Below are 21,889 nucleotides of genomic sequence, written 5' to 3' on the forward strand. Positions count from 1 at the left end.
CCTTTTCCACGCACACGACGGCATACCCGATATCCCGCGGTCTGGTGGGCTCGTATTTGTGTATAAGAGACCGCCCATGGGGGGCGCGGCGCGCGCCAACGGCCACCCGGCGTCGCTTCCGCGGGGTGCCCTTTCGCGCTGTTCCCAGTCCTGGGCCTGTCCGGGAGCCGGTCCTGGACCAGGGCCCTGGAGCCGGTCGTGCTCGGAGCGGGCCGCTGAGCCCGTCGTGCCCGGAGCCGGTCCTGGCGTCAGTCCTCGCTGGGCGCCGCCGGGAGCTGCGTCTGGATGAGGTCCATGACGGTGGAGTCCGTCAGGGTCGTCACGTCCCCGAGCTGCCGGTTCTCCGCCACGTCACGCAGGAGGCGGCGCATGATCTTGCCGGAGCGGGTCTTCGGCAGCTCCGCCACGGGCAGGATCCGCTTCGGCTTGGCGATCGGGCCGAGCGTGCTGCCCACGTGGTTGCGCAGGTCGTTGACCAGGTCGTCGGTCTCGGCGGCCGTACCGCGCAGGATGACGAAGGCCACGATCGCCTGTCCGGTGGTCTCGTCCGCCGCGCCGACCACGGCCGCCTCGGCGACCGAGGGGTGCGAGACGAGCGCGGACTCCACCTCGGTGGTGGAGATGTTGTGCCCGGAGACCAGCATCACGTCGTCCACGCGGCCGAGCAGCCAGATGTCGCCGTCGTCGTCCTTCTTGGCACCGTCACCGGCGAAGTACAGGCCCTCGAAGCGGGACCAGTAGGTGTCGATGAACCGCTGGTCGTCGCCCCAGATGGTGCGCAGCATCGACGGCCACGGCTCGGTGAGCACCAGGTAGCCACCGCCGCCGTCGGGCACCTCGTTCGCCTCGTCGTCGACGACGGTCGCGCTGATGCCGGGCAGCGGGCGCTGCGCGGAGCCCGGCTTGGCCTCGGTCACACCCGGCAGCGGGGAGATCATCATGCCGCCGGTCTCCGTCTGCCACCAGGTGTCGACGACCGGGGTGCGGTCCGCGCCGATGTTCTTGCGGTACCAGATCCACGCCTCGGGGTTGATCGGCTCGCCGACCGAGCCGAGCACCCGCAGGGAGGACAGGTCGAACTTCGCGGGGATGTCGTCGCCCCACTTCATGAACGTACGGATCGCGGTCGGCGCCGTGTAGAGGATCGTGACGCCGTACTTCTGCACGATCTCCCAGAACCTGCCCTGGTGCGGCGTGTCCGGCGTGCCCTCGTACATGACCTGGGTGCCGCCGTTGGCCAGCGGCCCGTACACGATGTACGAGTGGCCGGTGACCCAGCCGACGTCGGCGGTGCACCAGTACACGTCCGTCTCCGGCTTCAGGTCGAAGACGGCCCAGTGCGTGTACGCGACCTGGGTCAGGTAGCCGCCGGAGGTGTGCAGGATGCCCTTCGGCTTCCCCGTGGTGCCCGAGGTGTAGAGGATGAACAGCGGGTGCTCGGCGTCGAACGCCTCCGGGGTGTGCTCGGCCGACTGCCGGCCGACGACCTCGTGCCACCACAGGTCGCGGCTGTCGTCCCAGGCGACCTCCTGGCCGGTGCGGCGGACCACGAGCACGTTGCGGACGTTCTCCACGCGTCCGACCGCCTCGTCGACGGCCGGCTTGAGCGCGGACGGCTTGCCGCGGCGGTAGCCTCCGTCGGCCGTGATCACGACCTTGGCGTCGGCGTCCTGGATGCGGGTGGCGAGCGCGTCCGCGGAGAAACCGCCGAAGACGACGGAGTGCGCCGCACCGATGCGGGCACAGGCCAGCATCGCGACCGCGGTCTCCGGGATCATCGGCATGTAGATCGCGACCCGGTCGCCCTTCCGGACACCCAGCTCGGTCAGGGCGTTCGCCGCCCTGGACACCTCGTCCTTCAGCTCGGCGTAGGTGATGGAACGGCTGTCGCCGGGCTCACCCTCGAAGTGGATCGCGACGCGGTCCCCGTGTCCGGCCTCCACATGCCGGTCCACGCAGTTGTACGCCACGTTGAGCGTGCCGTCCTTGAACCACTTGGCGAACGGGGGGTTCGACCAGTCGAGGGTCTCGGTCGGCTCTTCGGCCCAGGTCAGCCGACGGGCCTGCTCGGCCCAGAAGCCGAGCCTGTCAGCCTTGGCCTGTTCGTACGCCTCTGCCGTGACGTTGGCGTTGGCGGCCAGGTCAGCAGGCGGCGCGAAGCGTCGCTCCTCCTTAAGAAGGTTGGCCAGGCTTTCGTTGCTCACGACATCTCCCTTTCCCAGGGTGTCCGTTGTGTCCCAGACCACAGCTCATCAGACCCGGGGGCCGGATGACAAGGGCCGACGGGCAATTGGTTTAGACCTGTTGCGGTGTACTCACCCGGTCCCGGCGGTCGGCGGCGGGCGGCGGGTGACGGCCAGGTTCAGCATGGCCCCCGCAAGCAAGGGGGGCCATGCCTCGCAGACGCGTGTCGTCGGGTCGGCCGGTTGATCATTCTCACACTGCGCTGGACAGGCCCGTCGCCGATTCCGCAGTCTCCGACTCTGCCTCTGCCTGCACTTCTACGGGCATGAAGGCCTCCTTCCCGTTGCCGTCGGTCTCCGTGAGCAGATACGCCCGCGCCTCGGCCACGTCGAAGTACATCCCGTGCAGCTCCAGCGCGCCCTCGCGCAGCGCCCGGGCCACGGAGTCGTGGGCCCGCAGGTGCTCCAGTTGCTGGACGATGTTGGTCAGGCACAGTCGTTCGACCGCGTCGGTGGGGCGTCGGCCGTCCAACAGCGGGCCGGTGCCGTCCCCGTCGGTCATCCGCTCCAGGCCGGCGGCTCCGTGCCGCAGCCACCGCCCGAGCGGCGTACCGCTGCCCCCGGAGCCGGAGCCGGAGCCGGAGCCGGAGCCGGAGCCGTTGCCGGAGCCCGCGCCGGAGCCCTGGCTTGGCCCCGTACCGAGGAGGGCCTGCATGGCGCCGCACCCGGAATGGCCGCACACCGTGAGGGAGCGGACCCCGAGCACGTCCACCGCGTACTCGATCCCGGCGGCCACCGAGTCGTCCCCGCCGTCCCGCCCGGGGAGCGGCACGAGGTTGCCCACGTTCCGTACGACGAAGAGGTCGCCGGGGCCGCCGGCGGTGACCGCCGAGGTGACCAACCGTGAGTCGGCGCAGGTGAGGAAGAGCTGGGTCGGCTGCTGCCCCTCCCGTGCCAGTCGCGTCAGCTCGTCCCGCGCCTGGGGAGCGGTGGTCCGCCGGAACGTGCTGATGCCACGCGCCAATTGCTCCTTGCCCGGGCCGGGCGAAGGAGCCGGACCGGAAGCGGTGGAGTGTTCCGAAGGCGCGGTGGGTTCCGAAGGCGGGGCGTGTTCTGAAGACGCGGCGAGTTCCGGAGGCGCGGCGGGTCCGAGAGCAGTGGCCGGTTCGGAAGCGGTGGGAGGTCCGGAAAGGGCTGCAACGCCGGAGCGGGAAACGTGGCCGGGGCACTGGTGGTTGCGCCAGGGCGTCCACGGACCGCAGTGGCATCCGACACCGGCCGGTCCGGCCGGCTCGACGATGCGGAATCCAGCCGTGCGGCGGCCGGTGAGCCGGACGGAGCCGCCCTGCGCGGTGTGAGTGCGCTGCCAGTCGGACAGGGCCTCGTACGCCGCGTGATCCATGAAGGAGCCGTCCAACTCGACGACCGCGTCCGCTCCGTGCGGGACGAGGTGCAGGGCCCGGCTGAGCCGGGGCACCGCGAGGAACGTCAACTGCCCTCGTACCCGGACACGATGGACTCCTTCCTGCTCGTCGTGGGTGATGCGAGTGCGGGAGAGGCGGTGCAGGGCGACGGCGACGGCCACGGCGACCCCGAGGGCCACGCCCTGCAGGACGCCCAGCGTCACCACGCCGAGGGTGGTCACGGCGTACACCGGGACTTCCCGGTGGCGGGTCACCGTACGGATGTGGCGCGGGGAGACCATCTGGATGCCGACGGTCATCACGAGGGCGGCGAGCGAGGCGAGCGGGATGAACTCCAGGGCCGGGACCAGCAGTAGCGCGGCGATCACTACGAGAACGCCGTGCAGCATCGTGGAGTTCCGGCTCACGGCCCCCGCGCGCACGTTCGCCGAACTGCGCACCGCCACCCCCGCCACCGGGAGGCCGCCGAGCGCGCCGGAGACGACATTGGCGGCGCCCTGGCCGAGCAGTTCCCGGTCCAGGTCGGAGCGGGCTGGACCAACAGCCGGTCCCGGGCGGCCGGCCACCAGCTTGTCCACGGCTACGGCGCCGAGCAGCGACTGCACACTGCACACCAGCGTGGTGCTGAACACCGCGGCGGCGAGGCCGAGGACCGGCCCCTCGGGCAGGCCGGCCAGGGCGTGGCTGCGCCAGGACGGCAGGTCGACCCGGGGCAGTGCCGGCCCGGTGAGGCAGACGATCGCGGTGGCCCCGGCGACGGCGACGAGCGCGGCGGGCACGGTGCGCAGGAGCCGCCCGGTGCGGCCCGGCAGCCGGGGCCAGGACAGCAGGAGTGCCAGGGTGAGCGCGCCCGCGGCGAGCGCGGCGGGGTCGGGAGCGGACAACTGGGAGGGCAGCGCGAGCACATTGCCGAGCACGGAACTGCGGGGGCTGCCGCCGAGGACGATGTGCAGCTGGGCGGCGGCGATGGTGATCCCGATGCCGGCGAGCATGCCGTGCACGACGGCGGGACTGACGGCGAGGGCGCCGCGGGCCACCCGCAGGCAGCCCAAGGCGAGTTGGGCCAGGCCGGCGAGGACGGTGATGGCACACGTCGTTCGCCAGCCGTAGCGGTGGATGAGGTCCGCGGTGACGACGGTGAGCCCGGCTGCGGGCCCGCTGACCTGGAGCGGGGAGCCGCCGAGGCGTCCGGCGACCAGCCCGCCGACGGCCGCGGCCACCAGCCCGGCCTGGAGCGGGGCGCCGGTGGCGAGGGCGATGCCGAGGGAGAGCGGCAGGGCGATCAGGAAGACCGCGACGGCGGCCGAGAGGTCGGCGCCCGCGACACGGGAGCGGCGCCGCGGCGGAGGCGGGCTGTGAGGCGGGTGGGAGCGCTCGGTCCGCGCGGAGCCGGTGTGGGTGGGGACGCAGGCTGACATGTCTCTGCTCTCCTTGCGGGAGAAGGCGAATGCAAGATTGGGTAAAGTAAAGGTAATGCAACGTAAAGTCCTCACATAGATTTTCTGGGCAAATGGGGGACTGAATCACCTTGGCGGGTGAAGTGAGCCTTTTATCGGCTTGTCGTATTAATCCCTTCTCACCCCACGTGCGACCTTGACGGCGCTGTCGGCACGGCCGGCACAGCACCAGCACACGCCGTCTCGGCGTTGGACGAGAGAAGGAAGAAGGTGGGCGGAACATGGCCGCCAACCAGAGGATCGCCGCGAGCGTCGTCGCCGCCGTGGCCTGTGCCTCGTCGCTCGCCGGTTGTGCGAGCGGCACCGACGCGCCCGAGCGGCACGGCGCGCACGGTGCACCGAAGGCCGCGCAGGCGCCCGGGAGCGCCGTCCGCCTGATCGGCGACGGGTCGACCTCGTACACCGGGGCCCAGCCCCACCTGCCCAGGCCCGAGCGGCTGAAGGCGGGTGACAAGCCCCCGCAGTTCGTCGTGTTCTCCTGGGACGGTGCGGGCGAGGACAGCCAGAAGCTGTTCTCCCACTTCCGCAAGGTGGCCGAGGAGAACAACGCGAAGATGACGTTCTTCCTCAGCGGTGTGTACATGCTGCCGAAGGAGAAACGTGATCTGTACCGGCCGCCGCAGCACGTCCAGGGCAGTTCGGACATCGGCTTCAACGACGAGCAGGGCATCGCCGACACCGCCCGGCAGGTACGCCTCGCGTGGCTGGAGGGCAACGAGATCGGCACCCATTTCAACGGCCACTTCTGCGGCCCCGACGGCGGCGTCGGCCAGTGGTCGGTGGATGAGTGGAAGAGCGAGATCGACCAGGCCAAGCAGTTCGTGAAGACCTGGAAGACCACCAGCGGTCTGAAGAAGGCCGCCGCACTGCCCTTCGACTACGACAAGGAGCTGATCGGCGGCCGCACCCCCTGCCTGGAGGGTCAGAAGAACTTCATGAAGGCGGCGAGCCAGATGGGCTTCCGCTACGACAGCAGCGGTGTGAACGACCAGGTGTGGCCGAAGAAGCGCAGCGGCCTGTGGGACCTGTCGATGCAGCTGGTGCCCTTCCCCGGGCACACCTTCGAGCAACTGACCATGGACTACAACTTCATGGTCAACCAGTCGGGCACGCAGACCCAGGGCGACCCCGACAAGTTCGACTACTGGGGCGACCAGATGCGCGACGGCCTGCTCAAGGGCTTCTACCGGGCCTACGACGGCAACCGCGCGCCGCTGGTCATCGGCAACCACTTCGAGTCGTGGAACGGCGGTACCTACATGCGCGCCGTCGAGGAGGTCGTGAAGGAGGTCTGCAACAAGCCCGACGTGCGCTGCGTCTCCTTCCATCAGCTGGCGGACTGGCTCGACGCCCAGGACCCGCAGACCCTCGCCGAGCTGCGCGGGCTGAAGGTCGGCGAAGCCCCCAAACAGGGCTGGGCGTCCTTCCTGTCCGGCCGCCCGGCCCCGGCGCCCAAGGGAGTCCCCGGGGCACCGAAGCCGTAGCGATCGTCAGACGGAGGCGGTGACGCCCTCGCCCAGGACGAAACCGGGGTCGACCTGGGCCGCCAGGTCGGCCCCGGTACGTTCGTTCCCCCAGGAGGCGGCGTTCTTCAGGTGGAAGTGCGCCATCTGCTGGGTGTAGCGCTCCCAGTCGCGCAGTTCGTAGGTGGCGTCTGCGGCGACCTGGAGGGTGCGCAGGGCGCGGCGGTTGGCGCCCTCCAGGAGCTCGAACCGGGGCGGGCGGCCCTTCTCCATGGCGCGCACCCAGTCGGAGTGCCCGACCGTCACGAGCAGGTCGTCCCCGACTTCGGCGCGCAGGAAGTCGAGGTCGTCCTGGCCCTGCACCTTGTTGCCGACGACCCTCAGGACGACGCCGAAGTCGCGGGCGTACTCCTTGTACTGGCGGTAGACGGAGACCCCCTTACGAGTCGGCTCGGCGACGAGGAACGTGATGTCGAAGCGGGTGAACATGCCGGAGGCGAAGGAGTCCGAACCTGCTGTCATGTCCACCACGACATACTCGTCGCGGCTGTCCACCAGGTGGTTCAGGTACAGCTCCACCGCTCCCGTCTTGGAGTGGTAGCAGGCGACCCCCAGGTCGGCGTCCGTGAAGGGCCCGGTGACCATCAGACGGACGGCGCCGCCGTCGAGTTCCACGTGCCGTGCGCAGGCGTCGTAGAGCGGGTTGTTCTCGGCCACGCGCAGCAGCCGCGATCCCTCGCCGGGCGGTGTCGTCTTGATCATCGTCTCGGCGGAGGCGATGCGCGGGTTGCTGCCGCGCAGGTAGTCCTTGATGAGGGGGAGCCGGTCACCCATCGCGGGCAGCTCCGCCGCACGGTCCTCCTCCAGGCCCAGCGCCGCTCCCAGGTGCTGGTTGATGTCGGCGTCGACGGCGACGACGGGCGCCCCGGTCGCCGCCAGGTGGCGGATGAAGAGGGACGACAGCGTGGTCTTCCCGCTGCCGCCCTTCCCGACGAAAGCAATTTTCATGTTCACGAAGCGTAGTGCGGAGATAGCTGTACGTGGCAGGTTGCGTGAAGAAGACCACTCCTTCGGGGAAGCGGGCACCCGGGTGCGTAGGGTCTTACTCATGAGTACGACAGGCGCGTCAGCCGGTCCGCCGCCCAGCCCGCGGACGACTCCGAACGGGGAGGACCCCCTCGCCGCCCTCGCGGCGCTGCCCGGGGTGGCCGAGGCCGTGGAGTCCGTGCGCAAGGCCGTGGACCGGGTCTACGGACACCGGATCATGCGGCGCCGCAGCAACGCCGTCACCGCCGAGGCCGCCCTGCGCGGCGCGCGCGGCTCCGCGGCGCTGTCCGGGGCCGACTGGGCTCTGGAGGAGGTGCGCCGGCGGACCGATTTCAGCGGCGACGACGAGGCACGCGTGCTTGGCGCCGCGCTGCGGCTGACGGCCGAGGCCGGTCAGTTGCTCTCCATCTGGCGGCAGTCGCCCCTGCGGGTGCTGGCCCGGCTCCACCTGGTGGCCGCGGCCGGCAAGGAGGACAGCGTCGGACGGCCGCGCCAGGCGGGCGAGAGTGTCGACGAGCCGCTGGTCGAGCTGCCGCCGCCCGGCGCGGCCGAGGTCTCGGGGCGTCTGGAAGGCCTGTCGGAGCTGATCATCGCGGGCAGTTCCGCACCCGCCCTGGTGACGGCTGCCGTGGTGCACGGCGAACTTCTGGCGCTGCGCCCCTTCGTCTCCCGCAACGGTCTGATCGCGCGCACCGCCGAACGCATCGTCCTGGTCGGCAGCGGCCTGGACCCGAAGTCGGTCTGCCCGGCCGAGGTGGGCCACGCCGAACTGGGCAGGGCGGCCTATCTGGCGGCCCTGGACGGGTACGTCTCCGGCACCCCGGACGGCATGGCGGCCTGGATCACCCACTGCGCCAGGGCGGTCGAGCTGGGGGCGCGCGAGTCGACGGCGGTGTGCGAGGCACTGCAGCGCGGGGCGGCGTAGGCGGGGACGCCGAATGGGGCTGCGGCCGGGGCGGATCCGGCCGGGAAGAGGGTTGCGGCGGTACGAGTGCTCGTACCGCCGCTGGCATGTCCACCGCGTTACCAAGCGTCCTCGATATGTCGCCCATCAGGTCGGGAACTTCGCCCGTCACCTGGTGCGGCTGGCCCGTAATCGACGGGTCGACGTCGCGTGGGTGCCCGGTGTCCATGCTCGGTCCGTGGGGCCGAATGCGTTATAAGGGTGATCCTTTCGGATGTCCTCAGGTCTCGCGGGCCGTTGAGTCCTTTGTACTGCACGCGGGTGACAAGCGGAACCCTTGCCCTCACTTCTTTACTTTTACGTTCAAACAGGGCGTAACCGGACGGTCTCGTCGGCCGGTCGACGAAATGGAGTTCCGGCCCGGAAGCCACGGCTCAGGCGAGCGTGCCCCGCCGGCGGCTCGCGTACCAGACGAGTCCGGCGGTGGCCGCGGCCGCTCCCACGGCCGCCGCGGCGACGAGGGCCGGGCGGGGCGGTACGGAGAGCGCGGGCAGCCGCTGCTTGAGCCGCACCGGCCGGTGGAAGTCGAGAATAGGCCACCCGCGCGCGAGAGCCTCCCTGCGCAGCGCGCGGTCCGGGTTGACGGCGTGCGGATTCCCGACGGCCTCCAGCATCGGCACATCAGTGGCCGAGTCGCTGTACGCGTAGCAGCGGGCGAGGTCGTAACCCTCGGACCGGGCCAGCTCGCGGACCGCCTCCGCCTTCGTGGGCCCGTAGGCGTAGTACTCCACCTCACCGGTGAAGCACCCGTCCTCGCCCACCACCATCCGGGTGGCCACCACCCGGTCCGCGCCCAGCAGTTCGCCGATCGGCTCGACCACCTCGGCGCCCGACGTGGAGACGATGACCACGTCGCGCCCGGCGCGGTGGTGCTCCTCGATGAGGGAGGCGGCCTCGTCGTAGATGATCGGGTCGATCAGGTCGTGCAGCGTCTCGGCGACGATCTCCTTGACCTGGCGTACGTTCCAGCCGCGGCACAGCGCGGACAGGTACTCGCGCATGCGCTCCATCTGGTCGTGGTCGGCGCCGCCTGCGAGGAAGACGAACTGGGCATATGCGGTCCGCAGGACAGCCCTGCGGTTGATCAGGCCACCTTGGTAGAACGACTTGCTGAAGGTGAGCGTGCTCGACTTCGCAATGACCGTCTTGTCCAGATCAAAGAACGCCGCTGTGCGGGGCAAGGAGTGGTTTTCCGCGACGTCGAGCATAGGGGCAGCCCATTCGGCGTAAGCTGGGCGCGTGGGTTTGCCTGAGAGGGCTCTCGGGTACACCATGGAAGTCACGGATCGTTCGCGACCGTGCTAACCCGGTCCGACTCCTCCCCCCCCGAGTCGGCCGTGGAGACGACCCCCGCTCTCCCCCCCGGCGGGGGTCGTCGCATGTCCGGATGGGTTTTTCCCTCCTCTCCACGCGCTCTGGGCCGCCAGGGGCCGCGCGGCACCCGCTTGCTCCGTTCCTGTGCGGGCCCGCAGATCCGTCACTCTCGGTAGCCGCGAGGCTGCGCTGCGGAAGTCGTACGAGAACCAGCACAGGGGTCACTGGTTTGGGTGACGGCCATTTTCACAACGGTCGAGTTGTCCACAGATTTCGACCAAGATCCACATCATTTTCCGGTTCGCTGCACCGTGATTCCTGCGCGCACCGCTCGCGGCGGAGTTCATGGCCGGTTCCGTTTGTCGGGCGCGTATGGCCGGTTCGTATCGGCCGCCCATATGGGCGCCGTTCGCCGGTTCTTCACATGTCCGGGATTCGCGAGGCCGCAGGGGCCGCGCGGAAGTTGCAGCGAAGGGGGAACGGCCCATGGCCACAACTGTCACCCACGATCCGCCGTCCGGCGCCGCAGGACGGCAGGGCGGGCCACTGATCGTCACCGAGGACGTCGAACTCCTCGACGACCTGCTGCGCCTGTGCGCGGCGGCGGGCGCCACACCCGAGGTGCACCACGGCGTACCCGAGCGCCGGGGCAGCTGGGAGGCGGCCCCGCTGGTGCTGGTCGGCGACGACGCCGCGCAGCGGGTGCGGGGAGCCCTGCGCCGGCGGGGGGTCGTGCTGGTCGGCCGGGACCAGGACGACTCCGGTGTCTGGCGGCGCGCTGTCGAGATCGGCGCCGACCACGTGCTGGTGCTGCCCGACGGCGAGCAGTGGCTGGTCGACAGGATCGCCGACGTCGCCGAGGGCGTGGGCCGGCCCGCGCTCACCGTGGGCGTCATCGGCGGGCGTGGCGGCGCGGGGGCTTCCACGCTGGCCTGCGCGCTCGCCGTGACCTCTGCGCGGGAGGGTCTGCGCACGCTGCTCGTGGACGCCGATCCGCTGGGCGGCGGGCTCGACGTGCTGCTCGGCGGGGAGACGGCCGAGGGGCTGCGCTGGCCGGCCTTCGCCACCTCACGCGGCAGAGTGGGCGGCGGCGCGCTGGAGGAGTCACTGCCCGAGCTGCACGCGCTGCGCGTGCTCAGCTGGGACCGCGGCGACTGCGTCACCGTCCCGTCGCGGGCCGTCCGCGCGGTGCTGGCCGCCGCCCGGCGCGGCGGCGGGGCCGTGGTCGTCGATCTGCCCCGCCGGATCGACGAAGGCGCGGCCGAGGCACTGGCGCAGATCGACATCGGACTGCTCGTGGTCCCGGCCGAACTGCGCGCCGTGGCAGCCGCCTCCCGGGTGGCCTCCGCGGCCGGCATGGTCCTGCGCGACCTGAGGGTGGCGGTACGCGGACCGTACGCACCCGGCCTCGACGACCGCGAGGTGGCCCGGCTGCTCGGACTGCCGCTGGCGGGAGAGGTGCCCGTGGAGTCCGCGCTGCGGCGCCCCGGCGGGGGCAGGACACCGCCCGGCGCGGCGGCGCGCGGACCACTGGCCCGCTTCTGCACGGCCTTCTGGGAGCGGGCGCTGATCGAGGCGGGTGCCGCATGAGGGCGCCGTCCGGACAGCGGTGGCCGACGGCCGGGCGGAGCGCGGCGGCGGACCGGCCGCGAGCGCCCGGCGCCGTCGACCCGCCGGGGATGCCGGCCCGGCTCCTGGACGGCGTACGCCAGTGGCTCGCCGAGAGCGGGGCCGAGCCGACCCCCGCGCGCGTGGCGCAGGCCCTGCGCGAACAGGGCCGGGTGCTCGGCGACGAGGAAGTGCTCGGGGCGGCCGAGCGGCTGCGCTCCGAGCTGATCGGCAGCGGTCCGCTGGAGCCGCTGCTCGCCGACCCCGCGGTGACCGACGTCCTCGTGTCAGCTCCCGACCAGGTCTGGGTGGATCGCGGGGGCGGCCTGGAGCGGTCCGCCGTCGCCTTCCCCGACGCGGCCGCCGTGCGCCGTCTCGCGCAGCGCCTGGCCGCCGTGGCCGGACGGCGACTGGACGACGCCCGGCCGTGGGCCGACGCCCGCCTGCCCGACGGCACCCGGCTGCACGCGGTACTGCCACCGGTCGCCGTCGGCTGCACGTGCCTGTCCCTGCGCGTCGTCAGGCCCCGCGCGTTCACACTCGGCGAACTGGTCGCCGCGGGCACGGTGCCGCCGGGCGGGGACCGCGTGCTGCGGGCACTCGTCGGGGCACGGCTGTCCTTCCTCGTCAGCGGTGGCACCGGCAGCGGCAAGACCACGTTGCTCAGCGCGCTGCTGGGGCTCGTCGGGCCGGGCGAGCGCATCGTGCTGGCCGAGGACTCCGCCGAACTGCGTCCCGACCATCCGCACGTCGTCCGCCTGGAGACGAGACCCGCCAACCAGGAAGGGGCGGGCCTGGTCACGCTTGAGGACCTGGTGCGGCAGGCGCTGCGGATGCGGCCGGACCGGCTGGTGGTGGGCGAGGTACGCGGCGCCGAAGTGGTCCATCTCCTCGCGGCGCTGAACACCGGGCACGAGGGCGGGTGCGGCACGGTCCACGCCAACGCGGCGGCGGACGTCCCGGCCCGGCTGGAGGCGCTGGGCACCGCGGCCGGCCTGGACCGGGCGGCACTGCACAGCCAGTTGGCCGCCGCGCTGTCGGTGGTGGTGCACCTGGTGCGCGACCGCGCCGGACGGCGGCGCATCGCCGAGGTGCGGGTGCTGGAGCGGGACACGAGCGGGCTGGTGCGGACGGTACCGGCGCTGCGCTGGAGCGCGGAGGCGTTCGTGGAGGAGCGGGGGTGGGAGCGACTGCGGGACCTGCTCCGCCCGGCCGGCGCGGAGAGCTGCACGGAGAGCGGAGTGAGCAAGTGGTGAGCGTGATGGGCGAGTGGGGCCTGGGGCCGCCGGGAGGGACGGAAGCGGTGTTCACCGCGGCGGCCCTGGTGTGCGCCTGGCTGGCCGCCAGGCAACCGGGTGGGTGGCACTCCGGAGGGCGGCGGGCGCGTCTGCTGCTCGCCGGCGGCGGGGCGGTGGTCCCCGGCCCGCCGCTGGGGGAACGGGCCCGCGGGGAACTGGCCCGGCTGCGCAGGCGGGTGCGGGCCGAGTGGTGGGCGCTGGCCGGTGGACTGCTGCTGGGGGTGCTGGGCGCCTCGGTGCTGCCGGTCCTCGCGGGAGCGGCCGGGGTGCCGGTACTGCGCCGGACCCGGCTGGCCCGGTCCGCCCGCCTGGCCCGGGAGGAGCGGGCGGACGCGGTGATCGCCCTGTGCGGGGCGCTCGCCGGGGAGGTGCGCGCGGGGCGGCAGCCGGGCCAGGCGTTGCTGTGCGCCGCTCGGGACTCGGACGGCTTCGGGGACGCCCAGGCGGCCGTACTGGCGGCGGCCCGGTTCGGCGGGGACGTCCCCGGTGCGCTCGCCACCGCGGCCCGGCAACCGGGCGCCGAGGGACTGCGGGGGCTCGCCGCGTGCTGGCGGGTGGCCGTCGATCAGGGCGCGGGCCTGGCCGCGGGGCTCGACCGGCTGGAAGGGGCGCTGCGTGCGGACCGCGACCAGCGTGCGGACCTACGGGCCCAGTTGGCGGGCGCGCGGGCCACGGCGGTGATGCTCGCCGGACTGCCCGCCCTCGGACTCCTGCTCGGTACGGCCATGGGCGCCGACCCGCTGCACGTGCTGCTGCACACCGGGGCGGGCCTGGTCTGCCTGGCCGTCGGCGGCGTGCTGGAGGGTCTGGGGCTGTGGTGGGCCCTGGGCATCGTGCGACGGGCGGAGGCGGCATGAGCGCGGAGGTCGTCCACAGGCTGGGGATGGTTCTGGGTACCGCGGCGCTCCTCGCGTCGGTGGCACGGCGGTTGGAGACGGCGCGCCGGGAGCGGCGCGTGCGGCGGCGTACGGCCGCCCTGCTGGAGGCGGCGGTCACGCCCCGCGCGGAGCCCGCGGGGACCGGAGCGCCGGTGCGGGCCGGGGGGCCGCACGTCTTACGGCTGTGGGTTCCCCTGGCGGCGGTCGCGGGCGCGGGGTGGGCGTTGCTCGGCGGGCTCGCCGGTGCCGCGGCCGGACTGGTCTGCGCGGCCGGGCTGTGGCGGTGGCGACAGCGGGCCGCGCGGCGGCCGGGGACCGAGCGTGAGGCGGGCGAAGCCGCCCGGCAGCTCCCCCTCGCCGCCGATCTGCTGGCCGCCTGCATCGCGGCCGGGGCGGGTCCGGTGATCGCGGCCCAGGCGGTGGGCGAGGCCCTCGGCGGCCCTGTCGGGGAAGCGCTGACGCTGGGAGCCGCGGAGGTGCGGCTGGGCGGCGGACCCGTCGACGCCTGGCGCGGCCTCGCCGTGATGCCGGGGGCCGGATCCCTGGCGCGGTTGCTGGAGCGGGCCGGCGAGTCCGGGCTTCCCGCCGCCGGACCGGCCGCCCGGCTGGCCGCCGACGTCCGCGCCGACCGCGGTCGCGCCGCCACCGCCCGGGCCCGGCAGGCCGCGGTGCTCGTCACGGCCCCGGTGGGGCTGTGCTTCCTGCCCGCCTTCGTCGCGGTCGGCGTGCTGCCCGTGGTGATCGGCCTGGCGGGCGGGATGTGGAGAGGCGGAGGTGGCTGACGGGACGTGGAGTGCGCGTCACGAACGCGCGATCGATGACTGGACAACGGAACGACACCTCACGGGGGTTGAGATGAACACGGTCGAGACGAACACGGCTGAGACGAACACGGCTGAGACGAACACGGTTGAGATGGACGCGAAGGTGCGGGTCCGGCTGCGTGGGCTGGGGCGGCGGGCTCTGCGCCGTATGCGCAAGGACGCCGGAATGGTCACGTCCGAATACGCCATGGGCATCATCGCGGCGGTGGCGTTCGCCGTGCTGCTGTACGAGGTGGTGACGAGCGGGCAGGTCAAGACGGAGCTCCAGAACATCGTGAAGCGAGCCCTCAGTGCGCGGGTGTGAGCGACGGGGCGGGCACGGTGCCGACCTGGAACCGGTGGCAGCGGGTGACCGGCCTGCCGGCGGCCGGGGCCACGTGGCAGCGGGTGACCGGGGGTTCGTGACGGCGGAGGCCGCCATGGTCCTGCCCGTGCTGGTGCTGGTGGTGACCACGCTGGTGTGGGGGCTGCTCGTCGTGCTCGCCCAGATCGAGTGCGTGGACGCGGCGCGGGCGGGCGCGCGGGCGGCGGCCCGGCAGGACCCGGACGGCGCGGTCGTCGAGGTGGCCCGCGAGACGGCACCGCGCGGAGCGAAGATCACGGTGTCCCGGCGGCGAGAGCGCGTCCATGTGGTCGTCACCGCCGCGCCACCGGGGCTGGGCTTGCTGTCCTTCCGACTCCGGGAGGAGGCCGTGGCGGAGACGGAGGAGACGGTGGCGGCGGGACCGGCGGCGGCCGGGCCGGGGCGAGGGGCGGGACCGTGAAGCGCCGCTTCCAGGAGCGCGACCGTGGCTCCGCCACCGTGTGGAGCGTAGGGGTGATCGCCCTGCTGTGCGCGGTGTTCGGCATCGGCCTGGCGCTGGGGCAGGCGGTGGTCGCCCGGCACCGCGCGGCCGGCGCCGCCGACCTGGCGGCGCTGGCCGCCGCGGACCACTGGGCGGAGGGCGGCGGCGCGGCCTGTGCCCGCGCGGACCGGGTGGCACAGGCGCAGCGCGCCCACCTCGTCCGGTGCGTGATCACGGGTGACATCTCGGACGTGACGGCCACCTCGGGAGGCGGGCCGTTCGCGGCGCGGGTCCGGGCGCGGGCGGGCCCGTCGGCTCCCGGGGGCACCGGCACCGGCGTTCACCGGTGGGGAGCGGTCTCCTTCCGCTCGGCGGGCCTGTCCGGCGCCCCCTTCAGCAGCACCGTCAGCAGCCGGACGGCGCCTCTCTTGTGGAGCGGGTCGTTGCCGTTGCCGCACTTGGGGGACTGGATGCAGGACGGGCACCCGGCGTCGCACTCGCAGGAGGCGATGGCTTCACGGGTGGCGGTGAGCCACTCGCGGGCCGTGTGGAGGGCACGCTCGGCGAAGCCCGCGCCGCCGGGATGGCCGTCGTAGACGAAGACGGTCGGCAGGAGCGTGTCGGGGTGCAGCGGGATGGAGACACCGCCGATGTCCCAGCGGTCGCAGGTGGCGAAGAGCGGCAGCATGCCGATCGACGCGTGCTCGGCGGCGTGCAGGGCGCCGCCGAGGATCTCCGGATTGATCCGGGCCTCGTCGAGCTGGTCCTCGGTGACCGTCCACCACACCGCGCGGGTGCGCAGCGTACGAGGAGGGAGGTCGAGTTTCGTCTCACCGAGCACTTCACCCGTGATGACCCGCCGGCGCAGGAAGGAGACCACCTGGTTGGTGACCTCGACGGAGCCGTAGCACAGACGGCCGTGCCCCCAGGGCACCTCGACGTCCGTCTCCAGGACGGAGATCGCCGTCGTGTCGCGGGCGACCGTCGTGTACGGCGGGTTCGCCTCCTCGACCAGGGCGACCGAGTCGTCCAGGTCGAGCGAGCGCACCAGGTACGTGCGGCCCTGGTGCAGGTGGACCGCGCCCTCGTGGACGCTCGTGTGCGCGGCGGCCTCGTCGACCGTGCCGAGCAGCCGTCCGGTGCCGGCCTCGACGATCTGCACCGGCCTGCCGCCCTCGCCGCGGATGTCGGTCAGGTCCGCGGCCCGCTCCCGGCGTGTCCAGTGCCAGGCCGTGGCCCGCCTGCGCAGCAGCTTCGCCGCCTCCAGCTGCGGCAGCAGCTCCGGACACGCGGGGCCGAACAGTTCGACGTCCTCGTCGGTGAGCGGCAGCTCGGCGGCGGCGGCGCACAGGTGCGGGGCGAGGACGTAGGGGTTGTCGGGGTCGAGGACGGTGGACTCGACCGGCTGGTCGAACAGGGCCTCCGGATGGTGGACGAGGAAGGTGTCCAGCGGGTCGTCGCGGGCGACCAGCACCGCCAGGGCGCCCTGCCCGGCGCGGCCCGCCCGGCCCGCCTGCTGCCACAGGGACGCGCGGGTGCCCGGGTATCCGGCGATCACCACGGCGTCCAGACCGGACACGTCCACGCCGAGTTCCAGGGCGGTCGTGGCGGCCAGCCCCAGCAGCTCGCCGGAGTGCAGGGCCCGTTCCAGGGCGCGGCGCTCCTCGGGGAGGTAGCCGCCCCGGTAGGCCGCGACGCGCCGGGCCAGCGGCCGGTCGATCTCCGCCAGCCGTTCCTGGGCGATCACCGAGATCAGTTCGGCGCCGCGCCGGGAGCGGACGAAGGCGACCGAGCGCACGCCCTGGAGGGTCAGGTCGGTCAGCAGGTCGGCGGTCTCGGCGGTGGCCGTGCGGCGGACCGGGGCACCCTTCTCGCCGTGCAGCTCGGTGAGCGGCGGCTCCCAGAGCGCGAACACCAGTTCCCCTCTGGGTGAGGCGTCGTCGGCCACCTCGACCACGGGCAGGCCGGTGAGACGGCGGGCCGCCACCGACGGCTCGGCCGCGGTCGCCGAGGCCAGCAGGAAGACGGGGGAGGCGCCGTAGCGCGCGCACAGCCGGCGCAGTCGGCGCAGGACCTGGGCGACGTGGGAGCCGAAGACACCGCGGTAGGTGTGGCACTCGTCGATGACGACGTACTTCAGGGCGCGCAGGAAGGAGGACCAGCGGGGGTGGGACGGCAGGATCCCGCGGTGCAGCATGTCGGGATTGGTCAGGACGTAGTTGCCGTACTGGCGGATCCATTCGCGTTCCTCGACCGGCGTGTCGCCGTCGTACACGGCGGGACGTACCGCGGTGCCGAGCGGCCGGACCAGTTCCCGCACCGCACGGCACTGGTCGGCGGCCAGGGCCTTGGTGGGGGCCAGGTAGAGGGCGGTGGCGCCCCGGCCGTTGGCGGCCTCGGAGCCCTCCAGCAGCGTCGACAGCACCGGGACCAGATAGGCGAGCGACTTGCCGGACGCCGTGCCGGTGGCGACCACCACGGATTCGCCGTCCAGGGCGTGCTCGGCGGCGCGCGCCTGGTGGGCCCAGGGGTGTTCGACGCCGCACGCCTGGACGGCTGCGACGACCTCCGGTCGAATCCGATCGGGCCAGACGGCATGGCGACCCGCCCGCGGGGGCAAGTGCTCCGTATGAGTGATGCGCGCAGCCCGGCTCGGCCCGGAGGCGAGCCGGTCCAGAACCGCGCCCGGCGACAGGCGGGTTGCGTGGTCCGTCGGGGTTCGATCGGATCGGTGATTCTTGGCCATTGGCACCGAGTGTGTCACCGGCGTGACGGACAATGGAGCCAAGGCGTCGTGCACGCCTGCCGGTAAGTGATTGAATGCCATCGCGGCTGGCGAACCGTCCTGGGGGCTTCAAGCCGAGGTGCCCGAGGGGCGACCGCTCGATAGCAAGGTGCTGGAGGATCCGTGGACCTGTCCCTGTCGACCCGTACCGTCGGCGATCGTACGGTCGTCGAGGTCGGTGGCGAAATCGACGTATATACCGCGCCCAAGCTGCGCGAGCAGCTGGTCGAGCTGGTGAACGACGGGAATTTCCACCTCGTCGTCGACATGGAGGGCGTGGACTTCCTCGACTCCACCGGGCTCGGCGTGCTGGTGGGCGGCCTGAAGCGAGTGCGGGCCCATGAGGGCTCGCTGCGCCTGGTCTGCAACCAGGAGCGCATTCTCAAGATCTTCCGCATCACCGGTCTGACCAAGGTGTTCCCCATCCACACCTCGGTCGACGAGGCGGTGGCGGCCACCGACTGACCGCCGGCCCCGGGCCGGTGTCCGGGGCGGAAGAAGTTCATGCGGGGGGCCCGCCCTCGGCGGCCCGGCCCCGCGACAGCAACCCGTAGCTCCTAGGGGGATGCATGGCCACCGTCGAACTCCGCTTCAGCGCGCTGCCGGAGCACGTCAGGACCGCCCGGCTGGTGGCGGCAGCGGTGGCGCGCAGGGCCGGGGTCGACGAGGCCGTTCTCGACGAGGTCCGGCTCGCCGTGGGCGAGGCCTGCTCCCGTGCCGTCGGACTGCACCAGAGCGGCGGGATCGCCGCGCCGGTGACGGTGGTGCTGACCGAGGAGGAGAAGCAGTTCTCCATCGAGGTCGGCGACGAAGCCAGGCATGCCCCTCACCACCCGGGGGAGGCCCCGGGTGCCGTGGACGACGCGGAGGCCGAGGAGGACGAGATGGGCCTCGCGGTCATCAGCGGCCTCGTCGACGACGTGCGGGTCTCGGCCGGGGAGGACGGCGGGCAGATCAAGATGACCTGGCCGACCGCGCCGCCGGACGTCGTGCTCACCTGAGCCGGACCCGTGCCGACCCGTACGGCACAGACCGTTCCGAACGGTTCCGAACCATTGTGAAGGGCCCCGCACCCGCGGGGTCCTTCGGCATGTCCGGGGCCCTTCGACGTGTCCGGGGTCTTCGGCATGTCCGGGGGCCCTTCGACGTGTCCCGGTCCGGGTTCCGAAGCGCGGATACAGTAGGCCTGCCATCCTTTCGTGAATTCATTCACGATCGATAGCCTGATAATGGATCAAGGGTCAATGCTTTTGAGGCATTACCGCTTTCGGGTTCCATGGCGCCCGGCGATCATTTGCTGGGAGGCGTGTGCAGGCTGATTCCATTTACCGCACACTGTTTAGATCCGCTTCCGCTACCTACAATCCGTCCACATCTTGAGCTCAGCCCAAGCGTCAAGGAGGACGAATGGCGGGGCTTTTTACCCCTCATCAGTCGGTTCAACCCACAACTTTCGCAGCCGCGGTACTGACCAACGACAATCGGATCATCGTGGCGGTGATCGCCGTCGTCGCGGTGGCCGCGCTCGTGGTCGCAGGCGTCCTGGTGCGCCAGGTGCTCGCGGCAGGCGAGGGCACCGACAGCATGAAGAAGATCGCGGAAGCGGTCCAGGAAGGCGCCAAGGCGTACCTGGGCCGTCAGCTGCGCACCCTCGGCGTATTCGCCGTGGTGGTGTTCTTCCTGCTCCTGCTGCTGCCCGCCGACGACTGGAATCAGCGCGCCGGACGGTCGGTGTTCTTCCTGATCGGGGCCGGGTTCTCGGCGGCCACCGGTTATATCGGCATGTGGCTCGCCGTGCGCAGCAATGTGCGTGTCGCCGCCGCGGCCCGGGAGGCGACTCCCGCCCGGGGCGAACCGGAAAAAGATCTCACCACCGTCTCGCACAAAGCGATGAAGATCGCTTTCCGTACGGGCGGCGTCGTCGGCATGTTCACGGTGGGGCTCGGCCTGCTGGGCGCCTCCTGTGTGGTGCTCGTGTACGCGGCGGACGCGCCGAAGGTGCTGGAGGGCTTCGGCCTCGGCGCCGCGCTGATCGCCATGTTCATGCGTGTCGGCGGCGGCATCTTCACCAAGGCCGCCGACGTCGGCGCCGACCTGGTCGGCAAGGTCGAGAAGGGCATTCCGGAGGACGACCCGCGCAATGCCGCGACCATCGCCGACAACGTGGGCGACAACGTCGGCGACTGCGCGGGCATGGCGGCAGACCTCTTCGAGTCGTACGCGGTCACGCTGGTCGCCGCGCTCATCCTCGGCAAGGCGGCCTTCGGCAACGACGGGCTCGCCTTCCCGATGCTGGTCCCGGCGATCGGCGTGATCACCGCCATGATCGGCATCTTCGCGGTGGCACCGCGACGCGCCGACCGCAGCGGCATGAGCGCGATCAACCGCGGCTTCTTCATCTCCGCGGTGATCTCGCTCGCCCTGGTCGCGGCGGCCGTCTACACCTATCTGCCGTCGTCCTACGCCGACCTGACCGGCGTCACCGACGCGGCGATCCGCGCCAAGAGCGGCGACCCGCGGGTCCTCGCCCTGGTCGCGGTCGCCATCGGCATCCTGCTGGCCGCGGTGATCCAGCAGCTGACCGGCTACTTCACCGAGACCAGCAGGCGGCCGGTCCGCGACATCGGCAAGACCTCGCTCACCGGCCCTGCCACCGTCGTCCTCGCCGGCATCTCCGTAGGCCTGGAGTCGGCCGTCTACACCGCGCTGCTGATCGGGCTCGGGGTGTACGGGGCGTTCCTGCTCGGCGGCACGTCGATCATGCTGGCGCTGTTCGCGGTGGCGCTGGCCGGCACCGGCCTGCTCACCACGGTCGGTGTGATCGTCGCCATGGACACCTTCGGTCCGGTCTCCGACAACGCCCAGGGCATCGCCGAGATGTCCGGCGACGTCGAGGGCGCGGGCGCCCAGGTGCTCACCAACCTGGACGCGGTCGGCAACACCACCAAGGCCATCACCAAGGGCATCGCCATCGCCACCGCGGTCCTGGCGGCGTCGGCGCTCTTCGGGTCCTACCGGGACGCCATCACCACCGGCGCGAGCGACGTCGGCGCGAAGCTGTCCGGGGCCGGTGCGCCGATGACCCTGATCATGGACATCTCGCAGCCCAACAACCTGGTCGGGCTCATCGCCGGTGCCGCGGTCGTCTTCCTCTTCTCGGGGCTGGCGATCAACGCGGTCTCGCGGTCGGCGGGGTCGGTCGTCTTCGAGGTGCGGCGGCAGTTCCGCGAGAAGCCCGGGATCATGGACTTCAGCGAGAAGCCGGAGTACGGCAAGGTCGTCGACATCTGCACCAAGGACGCCCTGCGCGAACTCGCCACGCCCGGACTGCTCGCCGTGATGGCCCCCATCTTCATCGGGTTCACGCTCGGCGTCGGCGCGCTCGGCGCGTACCTCGCGGGCGCCATCGGGGCGGGCACGCTGATGGCGGTGTTCCTCGCCAACTCCGGCGGTGCCTGGGACAACGCCAAGAAGCTGGTCGAGGACGGGCACCACGGCGGCAAGGGCAGTGAGGCCCACGCCGCCACGGTGATCGGCGACACGGTCGGCGACCCGTTCAAGGACACCGCGGGACCGGCGATCAACCCGCTGCTGAAGGTGATGAACCTCGTCTCGCTGCTCATCGCGCCCGCGGTCATCAAGTTCTCCTACGGCAACGACAAGAGCATCGGCGTACGGATCCTGATCGCGATCCTCGCGCTGGTCGTCATCGTCGGCTCGGTCTACGTCTCCAAGCGGCGCGGGATCGCCGTCGGGGACGACGAGGACAGTGCCGAACGGGTGGCCAAGCCGGCGGACCCCGCGGTGGTCTCGTAGGGGCCGCAGGGCAGGTCGGCTCGGCAGTGGGCGGGCGGCGCGT

Annotated in this window: 16 protein-coding genes and 1 pseudogene; 12 read left to right on the forward strand and 5 right to left on the reverse strand. The window is 72.2% G+C overall.

Features of this window, described 5'->3' with window-relative positions; genetic code table 11:
* Positions 1 to 248: 248 nt before the first annotated feature.
* Together acs and ACFC02_RS13580 are read right to left on the reverse strand one after the other, a co-directional pair.
* Complete coding sequence (gene acs / locus ACFC02_RS13575) at positions 249 to 2,204, reverse strand: acetate--CoA ligase (protein WP_376356072.1); 1,956 nt, start codon at positions 2,202 to 2,204, stop codon at positions 249 to 251.
* 232 nt (positions 2,205 to 2,436) lie between these two features.
* Complete coding sequence (locus tag ACFC02_RS13580; protein WP_376356074.1) at positions 2,437 to 5,025, reverse strand: SulP family inorganic anion transporter; 2,589 nt, start codon at positions 5,023 to 5,025, stop codon at positions 2,437 to 2,439.
* 260 nt (positions 5,026 to 5,285) lie between these two features.
* On the opposite strand from ACFC02_RS13580, the gene ACFC02_RS13585 reads away from it, so the two are divergent.
* Positions 5,286 to 6,548, forward strand: a complete 1,263-nt coding sequence (locus ACFC02_RS13585; RefSeq protein WP_376356076.1) for a hypothetical protein — start codon at positions 5,286 to 5,288, stop codon at positions 6,546 to 6,548.
* A gap of 6 nt (positions 6,549 to 6,554) precedes the next feature.
* On the opposite strand, the gene ACFC02_RS13590 is transcribed toward ACFC02_RS13585, so the two are convergent.
* A complete protein-coding gene (locus tag ACFC02_RS13590) occupies positions 6,555 to 7,535 on the reverse strand; it encodes an ATP-binding protein (protein ID WP_376356078.1) in 981 nt (326 codons plus the stop codon).
* 100 nt (positions 7,536 to 7,635) lie between these two features.
* On the opposite strand from ACFC02_RS13590, the gene ACFC02_RS13595 reads away from it, so the two are divergent.
* A complete protein-coding gene (locus tag ACFC02_RS13595; RefSeq protein WP_376356080.1) occupies positions 7,636 to 8,499 on the forward strand; it encodes an oxidoreductase in 864 nt (287 codons plus the stop codon).
* 413 nt (positions 8,500 to 8,912) lie between these two features.
* Here the strand turns inward: ACFC02_RS13595 and ACFC02_RS13600 are convergent, their stop codons facing one another.
* Positions 8,913 to 9,746 carry an HAD family hydrolase gene (locus tag ACFC02_RS13600; protein WP_376356082.1) on the reverse strand — a complete coding sequence of 278 codons (834 nt, stop codon included), beginning with the start codon at positions 9,744 to 9,746 and terminating at the stop codon, positions 8,913 to 8,915.
* A 592-nt stretch (positions 9,747 to 10,338) separates the two neighbouring features.
* On the opposite strand from ACFC02_RS13600, the gene ssd reads away from it, so the two are divergent.
* From ssd to ACFC02_RS13635, 7 genes and pseudogenes are all read left to right on the forward strand, one after another.
* The gene (gene ssd / locus ACFC02_RS13605; RefSeq protein ID WP_376356084.1) at positions 10,339 to 11,442 is read left to right on the forward strand and encodes a septum site-determining protein Ssd; all 1,104 of its coding nucleotides are present in this window, start codon (positions 10,339 to 10,341) and stop codon (positions 11,440 to 11,442) included.
* 89 nt (positions 11,443 to 11,531) lie between these two features.
* Positions 11,532 to 12,716, forward strand: coding sequence for a TadA family conjugal transfer-associated ATPase (locus tag ACFC02_RS13610; RefSeq protein WP_376356164.1), 1,185 nt, complete (start codon positions 11,532 to 11,534; stop codon positions 12,714 to 12,716).
* Between the two features lie 5 nt (positions 12,717 to 12,721).
* Positions 12,722 to 13,615, forward strand: coding sequence for a type II secretion system F family protein (locus ACFC02_RS13615; protein ID WP_376356166.1), 894 nt, complete (start codon positions 12,722 to 12,724; stop codon positions 13,613 to 13,615).
* On the forward strand, positions 13,612 to 14,418 hold the full coding sequence (locus ACFC02_RS13620; RefSeq protein ID WP_376356086.1) for a type II secretion system F family protein: 807 nt from the start codon (positions 13,612 to 13,614) through the stop codon (positions 14,416 to 14,418). The genes ACFC02_RS13615 and ACFC02_RS13620 overlap by 4 nt, the downstream gene beginning before the upstream one ends.
* A gap of 133 nt (positions 14,419 to 14,551) precedes the next feature.
* Complete coding sequence (locus ACFC02_RS13625; protein WP_360971425.1) at positions 14,552 to 14,764, forward strand: DUF4244 domain-containing protein; 213 nt, start codon at positions 14,552 to 14,554, stop codon at positions 14,762 to 14,764.
* A gap of 34 nt (positions 14,765 to 14,798) precedes the next feature.
* A complete protein-coding gene (locus ACFC02_RS13630; RefSeq protein ID WP_376356087.1) occupies positions 14,799 to 15,224 on the forward strand; it encodes a TadE family type IV pilus minor pilin in 426 nt (141 codons plus the stop codon).
* A pseudogene (locus ACFC02_RS13635) lies at positions 15,221 to 15,565 on the forward strand (Rv3654c family TadE-like protein); the annotation flags it as partial. The gene ACFC02_RS13630 and the pseudogene ACFC02_RS13635, both read left to right, overlap by 4 nt.
* A gap of 20 nt (positions 15,566 to 15,585) precedes the next feature.
* Here the strand turns inward: ACFC02_RS13635 and ACFC02_RS13640 are convergent.
* The gene (locus ACFC02_RS13640) at positions 15,586 to 18,072 is read right to left on the reverse strand and encodes a DEAD/DEAH box helicase (protein WP_376356089.1); all 2,487 of its coding nucleotides are present in this window, start codon (positions 18,070 to 18,072) and stop codon (positions 15,586 to 15,588) included.
* Between the two features lie 81 nt (positions 18,073 to 18,153).
* Between ACFC02_RS13640 and bldG the strand changes: the two genes are divergently transcribed.
* From bldG to ACFC02_RS13655, 3 genes are all read left to right on the forward strand, one after another.
* Positions 18,154 to 18,495 carry an anti-sigma factor antagonist BldG gene (gene bldG, locus ACFC02_RS13645; RefSeq protein ID WP_009189842.1) on the forward strand — a complete coding sequence of 114 codons (342 nt, stop codon included), beginning with the start codon at positions 18,154 to 18,156 and terminating at the stop codon, positions 18,493 to 18,495.
* A 104-nt stretch (positions 18,496 to 18,599) separates the two neighbouring features.
* Positions 18,600 to 19,031: an ATP-binding protein gene (locus tag ACFC02_RS13650; protein ID WP_376356091.1), complete on the forward strand. Its 432-nt coding sequence runs from the start codon at positions 18,600 to 18,602 to the stop codon at positions 19,029 to 19,031.
* A 406-nt stretch (positions 19,032 to 19,437) separates the two neighbouring features.
* Entirely contained in the window at positions 19,438 to 21,846 is a 2,409-nt protein-coding gene (locus ACFC02_RS13655; protein WP_376356093.1) for a sodium-translocating pyrophosphatase, read from the forward strand.
* The last annotated feature ends 43 nt before the right edge of the window (positions 21,847 to 21,889 follow it).

This window comes from Streptomyces sp. NPDC056160 (assembly GCF_042268205.1).
In the GTDB taxonomy this organism is placed as follows: domain Bacteria; phylum Actinomycetota; class Actinomycetes; order Streptomycetales; family Streptomycetaceae; genus Streptomyces.

What these genes read in the sequence shown, in the direction of transcription:
- ACFC02_RS13580 (WP_376356074.1), bottom strand. Translation starts at nt 5,025, where the DNA reads ATGTCAGCCTGCGTCCCCACCCACACCGGCTCCGCGCGGACCGAGCGC.
- ACFC02_RS13585 (WP_376356076.1), top strand. Translation starts at nt 5,286, where the DNA reads ATGGCCGCCAACCAGAGGATCGCCGCGAGCGTCGTCGCCGCCGTGGCC.
- ACFC02_RS13590 (WP_376356078.1), bottom strand. Translation starts at nt 7,535, where the DNA reads ATGAAAATTGCTTTCGTCGGGAAGGGCGGCAGCGGGAAGACCACGCTG.
- ACFC02_RS13595 (WP_376356080.1), top strand. Translation starts at nt 7,636, where the DNA reads ATGAGTACGACAGGCGCGTCAGCCGGTCCGCCGCCCAGCCCGCGGACG.
- ACFC02_RS13600 (WP_376356082.1), bottom strand. Translation starts at nt 9,746, where the DNA reads ATGCTCGACGTCGCGGAAAACCACTCCTTGCCCCGCACAGCGGCGTTC.
- ssd (WP_376356084.1), top strand. Translation starts at nt 10,339, where the DNA reads ATGGCCACAACTGTCACCCACGATCCGCCGTCCGGCGCCGCAGGACGG.
- ACFC02_RS13610 (WP_376356164.1), top strand. Translation starts at nt 11,532, where the DNA reads ATGCCGGCCCGGCTCCTGGACGGCGTACGCCAGTGGCTCGCCGAGAGC.
- ACFC02_RS13615 (WP_376356166.1), top strand. Translation starts at nt 12,722, where the DNA reads ATGGGCGAGTGGGGCCTGGGGCCGCCGGGAGGGACGGAAGCGGTGTTC.
- ACFC02_RS13620 (WP_376356086.1), top strand. Translation starts at nt 13,612, where the DNA reads ATGAGCGCGGAGGTCGTCCACAGGCTGGGGATGGTTCTGGGTACCGCG.
- ACFC02_RS13625 (WP_360971425.1), top strand. Translation starts at nt 14,552, where the DNA reads ATGGACGCGAAGGTGCGGGTCCGGCTGCGTGGGCTGGGGCGGCGGGCT.
- ACFC02_RS13640 (WP_376356089.1), bottom strand. Translation starts at nt 18,072, where the DNA reads ATGGCATTCAATCACTTACCGGCAGGCGTGCACGACGCCTTGGCTCCA.
- ACFC02_RS13650 (WP_376356091.1), top strand. Translation starts at nt 18,600, where the DNA reads ATGGCCACCGTCGAACTCCGCTTCAGCGCGCTGCCGGAGCACGTCAGG.
- ACFC02_RS13655 (WP_376356093.1), top strand. Translation starts at nt 19,438, where the DNA reads ATGGCGGGGCTTTTTACCCCTCATCAGTCGGTTCAACCCACAACTTTC.